Here is a 13,529-nt window from a genome sequence, read left to right on the forward strand (position 1 = left end):
ATCTAAGAGTTCTCACTGCATAATATTGATATAAGTAAATCCAAATAATATCTGTAGATGTATTTCTTAACTATGGGTTTCTTCCTCAGCATCATCCTCAAAAGTTCTCGCAATTTTTTCAATATTTAAGCTTTTTGCCATCGCATCAAAAATTTCTTTATAAACGCCATCTTGATGATACAAATCATCATGCTCGCCATGTTCTGCAATATGTCCTTCCTTCATCACATAGGTATAGTCGGCATCAATAATCTGCGACAGACTATGTGAAATGATAATCACTGTTCGTCCTTGTTTGATCTCATCTAAACTCTGCTTAATTTGTTCAGCTGCAATAGCATCTAAGCTTGCTGTTGGTTCATCAAGAAAGATAATCGGTGGATTTTTCAAAAACATACGTGCCAACGCGATACGCTGTTGTTGCCCACCAGACAGCATGAGGGCATCGCTATCATAAGCTTGTGGAAGCTTTAAAATTTGATCGTGAATTGAGGCTTTTGTTGCAGCATGCATGACATCTTCGAGCGTAGCATCAGTTTTACCATAACGGATATTGTCAAAAATAGAGCCTTGGAAAATATGATTTTTCTGTAAGACTAAACCAATATGATCACGTAAATATTGTGTATCGATCTGTTCTAGATCAATCCCATCTAAACGAATACAGCCTGATTCAGGAACATAAAATTTATCCAATAAACTGATCAAGGTTGACTTACCCGCACCTGATAAACCTACCAAAGCAGTGATTTTATTGGGTTGAATGGTCATATTAATGTCGTACAACGCTTGATGCCCATTGGGATAGCTAAAGTTGACGTTTTCTAAAGAGAAATGACCTTGAATGTGGGGTTTGAGTGAGCCACTTGATTCAATCTCGTCATCGGCTTCAAGGATTTTGAAGAAACTTTCTGAATAAATCATGGCATCATTCACTTCATCATAAATACGATGTAAGGAACGAATCGGGGCAGAAACGTTATTAAATAACAGCACATGGTACATAATCATACCGATACTCATTTGCCCATCTAAAACAAAATAAGCCGTAAGAATAATAATGAGGACAATGCCAATTTGTTCAATAAACGTTTTTAGACCATCAAACAAGAAACTGGTTTGACGGGTACGCATTTGGTTTTCAGTGAGTTCTTTTTGTAGTTTGAGTTGTTTTTCAGCTTCAATCGACTCGCGGTTAAATGATTTAATCACTGTGATTGAGTTGATAATACCTAAAATTCCCTGACTTTTCTTTTCTCGTCCATCACGTAAATTTCTACGCCATCCACCGAGTTTTTGTGCTTGTTTATAGGTTAGCCAAAAATAAATTGGCACAATAGCCGTTGCGACTAAACCGACCCAAAAGTTAGCATAGTACATCAGCCCCAAAGCCACAAATGCACTGGTAAATAGCGGTAAAATATCAATAAAAAATATTTGTACCAAACGAGTCAATGAACCAATGCCTCGGTCAATACGGGTTTGTAATTTACCTGCTTGGTTATTATCATCGTTAAAAAACGCTAAGCGATAGGTGAGGAATTTCTCAATAATGCCTTGCGCTAAATCTTGAGATACTAAGATGCGCAGCTTTTCGCCATAAAATTTTTGTCCAAATTGTACGATGGCGTTGATAATTTCCTTACCCAATAAAATCACCGTGATGGTGATGAGAATATGCCAACCTTCAGTTAACCCTTGACCTGATTCGACCAATTTATTAATGCGATCTACGGCATATTGTAAAGTGAGTGCATTGACCTGTGCGGTGAGTGAACCAATGAGTGTCAAAATTAAGGTCGCAATCACTAACCAACGATACGGTTGGACAAAAGGACGTAATTTTTGAAATAAGTGCCAAAGGGTCATCGCATTACTCTTTTTTACTTTGGTTTTTTATGCTGGATTAAAATGCTTTTTTCTATTGAGTGACAGTTAGTTTGGGCTCATACGACCCGAAACCTTAAAATCTTTTGCTTTGACCCAACCAGAGGTGTCATTGCCATTTTTATCAATATACATGACATACATCCAATCTTGATTTTCATGTTTAAAATCTTGATAAGCAATGACAGAATCGTTTGGAATAATAAAAGTATTTTTTAATTTACATTGTTCAGAGGGGGCTGAATGAAAATAGCTACGAAATCCTTTTTTACCGACCACAGTAAAGCTATATTTGGTGCCATACATCACACCATGCTTATCAGCAATTTGTGCTAAACGGTCACAAGAATGCGCAGCGTAGCTATCAATACTCAAAATACAGCAGAAAATAAAAACTAGCTTTTTCATGTGTTCAATTCCTTATCTCTATTTTTTATAGTAGATTTTTATACAAACACAACAAGCGTATCTTGTCGAGAGAATACGAAAAGTTGAGCATATTTTGTAAGTGAACTTATATTTTATTTGTGTTTTAGAAAAAAGACTTGTTTCATTGTATCGATTCAATCATTGTAGAATAAATAATGAATAAGATAAATAAGTCATGAACTTAGAGTTATTTCAGCCTGAAGTAAATGAGAATTTACTCCCTTATGATGGTGTAGTGAAAGATTATGGTTTAATCCTCAATGATGAGCAAAGCCAAAAATATTTCAATTACTTTGCGCAGCATTTGGCATGGCAACCAGATGAAGTGTTTATTTTAGGACAGTATCATCAAACTGAGCGTAAAGTTGCATGGTATGGCGATCAACCTTATCAATATCAATATTCAGGCATGGTGAAACAAGCACAGGTATGGAATGCAGGTTTGTTTCGATTAAAGCAACACATTGCGCAGCTTGTTGGACATCCATTCAATACTTGTTTAGCCAATTTATATGATGATGGTACACAAGGCATGGGATGGCATAGTGATGATGAGCCAGCTTTTGTGGCTGAACGCGGCTTAGAAACGGTGATCGCATCTTTAAGTTTGGGTGCAACTCGAAAATTTAGTTTTAAACATAAAACCACAGCAGAAAAGATCGATTTACAATTACAGCCTGGTCAATTGATCGTGATGCGAGGACAAACGCAATGTTATTGGAAACATTGTTTAGCCAAAAGTACTAAGGTTTTGCAACCTCGCATCAATTTAACATTTCGTTATTTTTATTCAGATTTATCTAGCGCTTAAAAGCACTTTGACCAAAATAGCGTGATGTCTACTCAAGTTGCATTATACAGTTAAGCATTTTTCAAGGGATAAAGCTTGTCATCAAACTGTTCTAAAGTGGGAAATACAATTGCTGGTAAATTTTCAATATTGTGTAAATGCTGACGGTAGTCTAGCAATATTTGCTCACGCGCTTCCTGAGAAATATAAGGCACATGATAAGCAATGAATGGCGGTAAAACGTCATAACCGACATAAGCCAATGTGCCACGTTGGATGGGAATTAAAATATTGTCCATAGAACCATGAATCGCACCTTCACCGAACATATGATCACGCCCACCTAAAGTAAAACTTAACATGGCTTTTTTGCCCGTCATACCACCATGGTTATAAAAGCGTTTGCCTCCATAAAAAATGCCTGACACAAATACCCGATCAATCCAACCTTTTAATAGCGCAGGCATGGACATCCAATACATTGGAAAATTTAAAATCAGTAAGTCAGCTTTTTGCACTTTTTCCACTTCAGTTTGAATGTCATGAGCTAAAACTTTTTGCTGACAAGCATGGCGTTGCTCAAGTGCATAATTTAAATAGTCAGCATTGCCACGTTCAGCAAAGTCAGCAGCCGATGCTACAGGATTAAAATTCATCGCATACAAATCAGAGACTTCGATTTGATGCCCTTGTTTTTGTAATTCTTCAATGGCGGTATTTTTCAGTGCAGTACAAAAAGACTGTGGCTCTGGATGTGCATGGATAATCAGAATATTCATGTATGGTCGTTCCTTAAAATTGTATTCAAATTCATTGTTATTTGATAAAGGAATTATTCACGAAATAATGTAGAGCGCAATTACCGAAAAAATATTTTTATACTGAATAAGGTAAATACATCATTTTTCGCAGATGATTAACGGATTGATGAGACATAAAAAATGCCAGTCAATTGTGTATTAACTGGCATTCCTCTGAGTGAGCGTTATTTTCGTGAAAATAACGCTGCTAGAATATAAAACTGCTGGAGAACATAATCATAATATGAGAATTTTTGCAAATTTACAATCTGATAAATTGTAAAATTTATTACAATTATCAAAAATAACTTACATGTTGATTTGAAAATGCTTTAAGGTTGGGTTGAGTTCAGAAAGTTGATCATTTTCTGAAAGTGCTTGGTAACGCTTTTCAATTTGTTCAGCAGAAGCTTGTAGTGTTTCAATTAACTTTTGCAAATTTAAATATTCAAAGCGATTTTTAGATGCCAAAACAGTCAGCGCAAGCGGCGCTTCTTTGTTTGAAAATTTGATTGGAATCGATAAGCCAGATACATTTGGATCAAGTTCACCTTGTGAAAAATAGTAACCTTGCTTTTTAATTTTTTTCATTTTCTGCATGAAACTTTCTTCATTTTCCGCAAAATCAACTTCAGCCAATTGAGTTTGAAAACGTGCATAATAACTTTGTAGGTTCTGCTTAGACAAATGCGCCATGATGGCTTTCGGTGAAGAGCCCATAAAGACAGGGCGAGGGCAACCACGACCATAGGTTAAAAGCGTCTCATCTCGGTACACTTCATGATGAATATCAATACAATAATGATCATTCAGTTGGGTGAGTAGACAGCAAAGTTCCGTGCGCTCAGAAATTTCTTGCATAAAGGGTTTGCTGATTTGTACCAACGGATCTGTGGTTCTAGAGATATAGTCCATCACCGCAATTTTAGGTCCTAGTGTGTAGTCACCAGAAGTTCCGCTCAGACGTTGTAAGATATCTGCTGAAACGAGTTCTTTTAAATATCTATAACTTGTTGGTTTTGATAGATTTAGTTCAGCACAAATGACATCGACATTAATTACTGGGCGTGTCACCGAGAATAAATCGAGTACAGTGAGAATTTTACCAAAACTTGAAAGCGCCATTGATTACCTACTTAGTACCTGTATACCAAAAAAGAAAATTTACAATGTTACTTTATAACAAAAAAAACCTAAATAAAAAGTAATTTCATCATAAATTGCGGTGTTTTAAAAAAATGAGCGATAAAATTTAAATGCGCAAAAATTTAAAGTAAAAAGATTCAAATATAAGCAAAAAATTAAGGCTTATTTTCATCATATTATGGAAAATGACCATGAAAAAGAAAATTTATTTTGCTTAATCTTGTTTGTATTATCAATATAAGATATTTTTATTGACTATTTATATTTTTTTTGAAAAAATTGTTAAATTAAATATCTAATGATGAATTTTTAAACTTAGTTTTGCTAGGTTGTCATCGTGTTGATGATGAATATCCTCGTATGAAATCCCAATCACCTCTATTCTGACTGCGTTGGGGTTTTCTTATATTTTAAGATTTTGAAATCGGTACACTGTTTACATAGATAAATGGTGCACTTTTTTGGTCGTTGAAAAATGTAGAGCAGTGTTATTCATTGTATTGATTATCCTCAAATAGAGATTTTGCATGTTACTTACCAAGCAGCTGTTGGCATTTCGTCCCAATAAATTGGACTGGATCTTTTCGATCAAGACATTTATTGCGGGTATGTTGGCACTGTTTATCGCATTTGAACTGAATCTGAGTTATCCGATTTGGGCGATTGGTACAGTTTTTGTCATTGCAAATCCCTATTCGGGGATGGTGGCATCAAAAAGTTTATATCGTTTATTAGGTACTGCTTTTGGGGCAATTTTTGCTGTGGTAGTGACGCCCTATTTGATTAATACCCCTTGGTTATTTACGTTTGTATTGGCAGTTTGGGTCGGTATTTGTCTATATATTTCTTTATTAGATCGTACACCTCGTAGTTATGTGGTGATGCTAGCAGGGTATACAGCCGTCATTATTTGTTTTAATAGCATTTATTATATCGATAAGATTTCGATTTTTGATATGGCATTGGGGCGTTTCTTAGAAATCTCGATTGGGGTAATTTGCAGTGCAGTGGTGACGACAACCCTGATGCCAATGCATATTGGCCCTGTCGTGGAAAATCGTGTCAAAAAAACCATCAGTGACACCCAGTCTTTATTTGATTCAATTATATTGGGAACAGATCATCACGAGAAAAATTATACTCAATTGATGGCGCATATTACGCGTGATACTTCTGATATTCATACGATGGCAGTGCATTTAAGTTATGAGAAATCTAAACTAAAAGGCATGACCAAGCCATTACAAGAGTTATTGCATCAAGTCACCATGTTGGTGGCTAATTTAGTAGCAATGTCTGAACGGCTGAAACAGCTTGATCATATTGATATGGGGTATCGAGAAAATTTAACCGTCTTACATCGGCATGTGGATGCCTTTTTAGATGATCAGCATCCGATTTTAGAGAATGAACTCAATCATTTACCTAAGCATTTTGACGTAGAGTTTGATGTTATTTTAAAACATGCACCTGAGTCGCAGCAGGTTATGCTTGGTAGTCTAAAAATGGATATTCGCCATTTTATTCAAAATGTGCGTGCGGTACGTTTGATCTGGCAACGGATGCAACAAGGTGACACCAGTTTACCTGAACAAATTGTACCATTAACCACGTCTTATCCGAGTTTACATCGTGATTATGGTGTTGCGGTACGTGGTGGTTTATCTGCCTTTTTGACCATTATGATTGCATCAAGTATCTGGATTTTAAGCGGTTGGAAATCAGGTTTCATGATGGCGCAGATGGCTGCGATCAGTGCGTGTATCCTGACTGCATTGGATAATCCTGTGCCCGCTTTGAAAATATTTATTCGTGCCAGTATTTATGCTGCGATCATCATATTTATCTATGCGTATGGAATTTTCCCACATGTTCACTCTTTTATAGAGTTAATGTTGGTCTTAGCTCCTTTTCTGATTTTTTGTTTGATGTTGTATTTACATCCGCCTTTGAATGGTTTGGGTTTGCCTTTAATTATGGGCAGTATCATGGGAATGAATATTCAAAATCGATATTTTATGGATCAAGTGGCTTTTTTTGACTTTTCTTTGGGTACTGTGATTGGTCCAATTATCTCGGTATATATTGTGCATATTGTGCGTGCAATGTCGCCAGAAATCACGGTACAGCGTATCTTGGCTTTACATTATCAAGCGATGCGTGAAGCCGTGCGCATGCACTATGGTGCAAATTTCCGTATTCACTTACGCAGCATGCTAGATCGGATTGGGGTCTTAAATACTAAACAGGTGCAATCAGAAAAATTGAGTTATGACGTCAATGCCGCCTTGGTTGAATCGAGCGCAGTGATTGACTTTACCCGTTTACAAGAATTGGCGGGGAAATTGTCTAATGAATCTCCTGTTGTCGCAGAGATTGCACAGTTACAAAAGTATTTGGAACAATGGTTTAGTGAGAAAGAAAAACAGCAACCTGCAGATCTGACTTTGCATAATGTTTTACAACAATTACAGAATATTCAATATGATGCAGACAGTATAGGTGATGAAGATATTCGCCATCGTTTAAAAATTTCAGTGAATAATATTCGTAATAGTGTATGTCACCAACAAGTCAAAACGGTGGACATACAGGACTTTGCCGATGCCAATTTAGGAGTATCTCAATGAGCGAGTTGAATATTTATGGGGTTTATATTCCGATTTTTTTGGTACAGGCAGTCATTGCATACTTATTACTTAAGTTGATTAATGTATGGACAGACCGATGGGCGGAGCAAGGTTGGATTGCTTTACCAAGTATTTTTAATTTATGTATATATATTGTACTGCTTTGGGGAATCCACAGTTTATATGTGGTGTATGTGAGTTAAGCGAAGTTTGATGATTTGGATGAGATAAAATGAATAACTTTGATATGCGTAAAGTAATACGTCCCCTAGGTTTACTTGTGATTGTCGTATTGGCAATACTGTGTATTGTACATTTGTGGAATTATTACAATGCTGAACCGTGGACACGTGATGGACGTGTGCGTGGTGATGTGATTCAAGTATCTTCTGATGTTTCGGGTTTGGTGACAGAAGTTTTGGTACAAGATAACCAAAGTGTTAAAAAAGGGCAGACTTTATTTAAAATTGATGTTGAGCGTCAAGCTTTAGATGTAGAGCAAGCCAAATCGGACATTAGTAAAGCACAATCAGGCTTAGCAGAAGCAGAAGCCACTTTGGCACAAGCAAAAGCTAATCTGATAAAATCTCAAGCCAATATTAAACTCGCAGATAAAATGGCAAATCGTTATGCTGATTTGATGGATGGTGCAATTTCTCGTCAAGAGCAAGACCAAGTTTTTGCAACACGTGATCAATCTCATGCTGAACATGAACAATTGCAAGCCGAAATTCAACAAGCCGAAGCCAACATTAAACAGCAAAAAGCGTTAATCGAAGTCGCACAGAGTAATCTAAATCTCGCAAAACTTAATTTCACGCGTTCTGAAGTACGTGCGCCTGCGGATGGAACCTTATCAAACTTTGATATGCGTGCAGGCAACTATGTCAAAGTTGGACAAGCTGTCGCAGCTTTGTTAGATCGTAAACAACTTTTTGTCGTGGGTTATTTTGAAGAAACTAAACTGAATAAAATCCATGTGGGTGATCCTGCTACCGTACAGTTAATGGGTGACTCTGAAAAAATCAAAGGTCATGTACAAGGGATCGCGTCAGGGATTGAAGACCGTGAACGTACAACCTCATCAGGCTTACTTGCTAACGTTAACCCTACTTTTAGTTGGGTACGTTTGGCACAGCGTGTTCCTGTAAAAATTGTTTTGGATGAATTACCGCACAATGAATTGGCTTTTGTGGCAGGGCGCACGGCAACTGTACATATTTTAAAAGCACAACATTAAGTCCACTATATTGATTTCATCCAAACAAAAAAACTATCTGTATATAGGTGGTTTTTTTATTGCAGAGATATACTCAGATAAAACAATGTGGTGATAAAAAAGCCTGTATCGAAATACAGGCTTAATCTTTTAGATCACTGAAAAATTAAAATAATTTAACAGGAATATCTAAGAATAGACGCCATTCATTGGTATCACCAATGTAAGCATTGGCTTGGTAAGCATCACTTGCACGGTAGTAAGAATGACGTACACGTAAACTTGCATCTTTTGCAAAACCACTTTGAACGGTATATTTAACTTGGTTAAAGAATTCGCGTTCTTGTGCATCGTCAGTTAAGCCATCAACTTTGATGTCCCAACCATAAACAAATGCTGTCGTCCAGTTCAGACCAGGAACACCATAACCACCGAAGTCTAAGTTATATTGCAATTGTGCTGATTTTTCATGGTTGCCAATAAAGTCAGACAAATATGAGTTTGGTAGATAAATACTCTGGAAGCCATCAGCATTTTGACCATAGTCATAACCTGTATTGCCTGTGTTTTGTTGGTAAGCCAACATTACGCTATGCGGCCCTTGGTTATATGTACTCGATAATGCCCAAATGTTGTTGCTACGACCATCAACATCTTTATTACCAATAGTCGATGAATAAGTTGCTGCTGCTTTATCCCATTCAGTGTGGTAACCACTAAAGTCAAAAGTTAAAGAGCTTTTGTCTGCAAGTGGAAGTTTATAGTTGGCATTTACATAATGGCGTTCTAACGCATTTTTAGAATCTAAACCATAGTAAGATGCACTCAATTGATCATCAAATTTGTATTTTGCACCCCAAATGATTGCACGATCAAGACCTTTGCCACCTGCATCAGCATCACTGTTGATTTGGTCAGACATTTGATCTTTGGTAAACTTACCTGCAGTTAATTCTAAACCTTTGATCTCACGACTTGTAACTAAGGTACCTTCGAAATACTCAGGTACCATACGACCAGTGTTACTTGCAAGTACAGGTAGGTCAAGTACTTGTGTACCATAAACAGCAGTGGTATTTGAGAAACGTGCTTTTACATTTCCACCACCACGACCCCAATGGTCATATGCAGAACCATCATTATGTAAAGGGATCATTTGGTTGCCAGCATTGTTGTTTGAACCTAGTTTGATTGAGCCATCACCCAATACACCTACGCCAAAACCAACAACACCTTGAGTGAAGCCAGAGTTTAATTCAACAATAGCAGACTGTGCATAAGAGCTAGTATCTTCTATGCCATTTTTCTTATCACGACTAATATAACCAGTACGGAATAAAACTGATCCTTCAGCATCTTCAAGAAATCCTTTTGCTTCGCTTTGCTCACTGGCATAAGCTGAAGACAGAAGAGCGGCCTGAATTAGAACTGCTAATGTAAGTTTTTGTGGGGTTAGCATTCGGCTTGCCTCTTACAATGATTGTTGATTGTTTCAAAATATTTAATTTCAGTGAATTGTATAATTAAATTACAGAAAAACTAGTATTTGTAACAATTTTATTTCCTAATCTTAGCTTTTAATCTCATATTGCTAGATTTAGTTAAATAAAATAAATCTGCAAATTAATCGCCAATCATATTGAAAAATTTACCAAAAGTTTAAAAAACACAGTAAAATTCAGCCTTTCTTTCCCCTCGATCTGTGCGAAAAAATGACTGCATCTTTCTCTAAAAAAATGATGGTTGTGCCATGTTTGTTACTTATTTCTAGTGTTGTTTATGCAGAAGATACAGCACTGACCCATTCAAATGGAGTTTTATCTGGAAGTGTGGGGACAGTGTCGAAGTATATTTATCGGGGTGGAGTAGAAAATGATGATATTGCTCTACAAGCGGGTTTGGACTATGCCCATAAAAGTGGCATCAGTGTTGGTTATTGGGGTTCAACTTTAGATTATGATGCAACAGATGAAAATCGTCATCGTGGTTTTGAACATGACGTTTACATGGCTTATGGTCATGAAATTCGCCCAGACTTAAGTTATAACGTGCAAGCTACAGCCTATGTTTATCATCATGGCGGTACGGTATATGGTGACGAACATAAACGTAAAACCACTGCTTTTGATGTACTAGGTGCATTGACTTATAAAGAAGTGACAGTTGCTGGATCTGTACTGCTTGCTGACGCTTCTTTTGGTAATGCTGGAGATGTATATCTGAGTGCAGCCTACAGTCATGCATTGCCAAAAAATTTCACACTGAATGCCTCTGTAGGTGGTTCGGCATATAACAGCAGCCGTGATGATGAAATGATTCAAACCACTCAAGATTTTGCTTTTAATGAAGCACGTATTGGTTTGAGTAATCATCTTGCAGAATCAGGTGTAGTAGCATCCGTAGACTATGTCTTAGGAGGTGAGGATCGTTTAGGGGAAGATTTTGATAATCATGTGGTTTTTGGTTTAAATTATAATTTTTAATGCAAAGCTTGAGATCAGTTTCTTTTGATAAAGTGTATTTTCTAGGGAAATGCACTTTTTTTAAGCACAAAATAAGTATGATGTTAAATTTTGCTTAAAAAAGTGACAATTTCGATTTTTATTTATATATCGCTGAGCATTTGAACCAATAACATGATTAACCAACCGTTATATAAGATGAAATGATAAATACTGAAAATAAATAAGATGTGATTGCGAGAATAATCTAACCAATGTATGGAACATATAAATATCGAATCAAAATCTGTAAATTCTTTCTATTACTGCATTATGCGATGTGAGTTTATTTTTTTAATATCATTAAAAACAATATTTTAAATATTTTTCATGTTATGAATAACCATGAATTTTCTAAGTTGGCATAACAATTGCTCAATGTCATATGAGTTTTAAAAATGAAACAAAACAAATCATCAGCACGATAGGGGAGCATTTGACATGCAATTTACAACTAAACTTTTAGCATTGGGTATCTTGGCTTCAACTGCAAGTGTAAGTATGGCAGAAGACAATACATTGTCTCAATTAGGACTGACATTTTCTGGAAGTGCGGCTTTAACCAGTGATTATCGTTTTCGTGGCGTGACTCAAACGGGGAATGATCCTGCGGTACAAGCAGGTTTTACACTTGCACATTCATCAGGTTTATATGCAAGTGTTTGGGGTTCAAATGTCGACTTTGGTGGAGACAGCCCACATTTAGAATTAGATCCATCAATTGGTTATTCAACAACATTGGAAAATTTTAGTAAAAAGCCTGTGATTGATGTGGGGGTGGTGTATTACAACTATCCAAGTTATAGCGATGCAAATTGGGCGGAATTATACGGGAAAGTGACTTTGAAAGATCTCGCTGTTTCAGGCGATAGCTTACTGACCAATCTTAATTTTACTAATGATTATGCGGGAGCAGATACCAACAGTTGGAATATTAACTTTGGTTATGCATTGCCATTTGGTGAAACAGGATTTGGTGGCGTTGCAGCAGTCGGTTATACCGTAGTTGATGATGAAGAAAAATATTCATTTAATGGCGATGATAATTATATAGACTGGAAAGTTGGCGTAAATTATGGCTTTAAATCTGTACAAGGTTTGAGTGCAGAACTTGCAGCCGTGGGGACAAATATTGATACCGATGGTTGGACATCTGCTGCAGAACGTGGTGTAGAGACAGGTGCCGTATTTACTTTAACCAAAGCATTCTAAGAAACAAACATTAAAATAGACAGCATAAAAATAACTGTCAAATACAAAAAAATGCGCTCTCCCTCTTTGAAAAATAAGAGGGATTTTTTTGTCGTTGACGTCTATGTCTAGGTTAGGTCTCTTGCTTACGATAAGACAAAGCCTCACTTAAATGTGCAGTTTCAATGTCCGAACTTTGTGATAAATCAGCAATTGTTCGTGCCACACGTAAAATCCGATGATATGCCCGTGCAGATAAATTTAAACGTTGTTGTGCTATTTCTAGCATATTCTTGGAGGCTTGATTAAGTTGGGCATGGGCTTCAAGCTGTTGAGGTGACAGACTTTGATTGGTCGCGCCTTGACGTGGGATTTGAAAATCATAGGCACGTAAAACACGTTCACGCACCGTTGCTGAATTTTCGACTTCTGTATTACTTTGTAATTCTTGTGCTTTTAACGGAGGCACATCAATGTGTAAATCAATACGGTCGAGCAATGGCCCTGAAATACGATTTTGATAACGTTTAATGGCATCGCTTGAGCATTGACAACGACTGTCTTGATTAAAGGCATAACCACATGGACAGGGATTCATTGCAGCAATGAGTTGAAAATCAGCAGGAAAAGTAATCTGACGAGATGCTCTTGAAATGACAATTTCTTTTCCTTCCAAAGGTTGCCGTAAAACTTCTAAGACTTTTCTGTCAAATTCGGGTAATTCATCGAGAAACAGTACACCTAAGTGTGCCAAGGTGATTTCACCAGGTTTAGGATGCGACCCGCTGTCATTTACAATAATAGAAGCTAGTGGCATTATATAAATTCAGCTAGTTGCATGTCGTTTTGTACAGAAATAAAAGCTAGTTTTTACAATAATAAGGGCTAGTAGATTACAAAACTACAATAATAGGGGCTAGTAGATTACTCTTGAGG

11 protein-coding genes and 1 pseudogene are annotated in these 13,529 nt (G+C 36.7%); 6 read left to right on the forward strand and 6 right to left on the reverse strand.

The features are described 5' to 3' along the window. Positions 1-66: 66 nt before the first annotated feature. Both G0028_RS01640 and G0028_RS01645 read right to left on the reverse strand, forming a co-directional pair. A complete protein-coding gene (locus G0028_RS01640; protein WP_180044955.1) occupies positions 67-1,869 on the reverse strand; it encodes an ABC transporter ATP-binding protein in 1,803 nt (600 codons plus the stop codon). Positions 1,870-1,935: 66 nt separating this feature from the next. Further along, positions 1,936-2,295 carry a hypothetical protein gene (locus tag G0028_RS01645; RefSeq protein ID WP_174493463.1) on the reverse strand — a complete coding sequence of 120 codons (360 nt, stop codon included), beginning with the start codon at positions 2,293-2,295 and terminating at the stop codon, positions 1,936-1,938. 196 nt (positions 2,296-2,491) lie between these two features. Here G0028_RS01645 and G0028_RS01650 point away from each other — a divergent pair, with 196 nt between their 5' ends. Next, positions 2,492-3,127, forward strand: a complete 636-nt coding sequence (locus tag G0028_RS01650) for an alpha-ketoglutarate-dependent dioxygenase AlkB family protein (protein WP_180044954.1) — start codon at positions 2,492-2,494, stop codon at positions 3,125-3,127. 50 nt (positions 3,128-3,177) lie between these two features. Here the strand turns inward: G0028_RS01650 and G0028_RS01655 are convergent, their stop codons facing one another. Then, positions 3,178-3,885, reverse strand: coding sequence for an NAD(P)H-dependent oxidoreductase (locus G0028_RS01655; RefSeq protein WP_180044953.1), 708 nt, complete (start codon positions 3,883-3,885; stop codon positions 3,178-3,180). Between the two features lie 330 nt (positions 3,886-4,215). Beyond that, positions 4,216-5,031: an IclR family transcriptional regulator gene (locus G0028_RS01660; protein ID WP_180044952.1), complete on the reverse strand. Its 816-nt coding sequence runs from the start codon at positions 5,029-5,031 to the stop codon at positions 4,216-4,218. Between the two features lie 548 nt (positions 5,032-5,579). Between G0028_RS01660 and G0028_RS01665 the strand changes: the two genes are divergently transcribed. Genes G0028_RS01665 through G0028_RS01675 form a run of 3 tightly spaced genes read left to right on the forward strand, consistent with a single transcriptional unit; the run spans position 5,580 to position 8,922 of the window. Continuing rightward, a complete protein-coding gene (locus G0028_RS01665) occupies positions 5,580-7,682 on the forward strand; it encodes an FUSC family protein (RefSeq protein ID WP_180044951.1) in 2,103 nt (700 codons plus the stop codon). Beyond that, positions 7,679-7,885: a DUF1656 domain-containing protein gene (locus tag G0028_RS01670; protein ID WP_174493459.1), complete on the forward strand. Its 207-nt coding sequence runs from the start codon at positions 7,679-7,681 to the stop codon at positions 7,883-7,885. Before G0028_RS01665 ends, G0028_RS01670 begins: the two co-directional genes overlap by 4 nt. Positions 7,886-7,914: 29 nt before the next feature. Then, positions 7,915-8,922 (forward strand): HlyD family secretion protein, encoded by a 1,008-nt coding sequence (locus G0028_RS01675; RefSeq protein ID WP_180044950.1) that lies wholly within the window; start codon positions 7,915-7,917, stop codon positions 8,920-8,922. 145 nt (positions 8,923-9,067) lie between these two features. Here the strand turns inward: G0028_RS01675 and G0028_RS01680 are convergent, their stop codons facing one another. Next, entirely contained in the window at positions 9,068-10,360 is a 1,293-nt protein-coding gene (locus tag G0028_RS01680) for an OprD family outer membrane porin (RefSeq protein ID WP_180044949.1), read from the reverse strand. 253 nt (positions 10,361-10,613) lie between these two features. On the opposite strand from G0028_RS01680, the gene G0028_RS01685 reads away from it, so the two are divergent. Next, a complete protein-coding gene (locus G0028_RS01685; RefSeq protein WP_180044948.1) occupies positions 10,614-11,384 on the forward strand; it encodes a TorF family putative porin in 771 nt (256 codons plus the stop codon). Between the two features lie 459 nt (positions 11,385-11,843). Continuing rightward, positions 11,844-12,614, forward strand: a complete 771-nt coding sequence (locus tag G0028_RS01690; RefSeq protein WP_130074476.1) for a TorF family putative porin — start codon at positions 11,844-11,846, stop codon at positions 12,612-12,614. A gap of 112 nt (positions 12,615-12,726) precedes the next feature. Here the strand turns inward: G0028_RS01690 and G0028_RS01695 are convergent. Next, positions 12,727-13,380 (reverse strand): annotated as a pseudogene (locus G0028_RS01695) (ATP-binding protein); the annotation flags it as partial. Positions 13,381-13,529 lie beyond the last annotated feature (149 nt).

Origin of the sequence: Acinetobacter piscicola, from assembly GCF_015218165.1 — a bacterium.
Classification (GTDB): Bacteria; Pseudomonadota; Gammaproteobacteria; order Pseudomonadales; family Moraxellaceae; genus Acinetobacter; species Acinetobacter piscicola_A.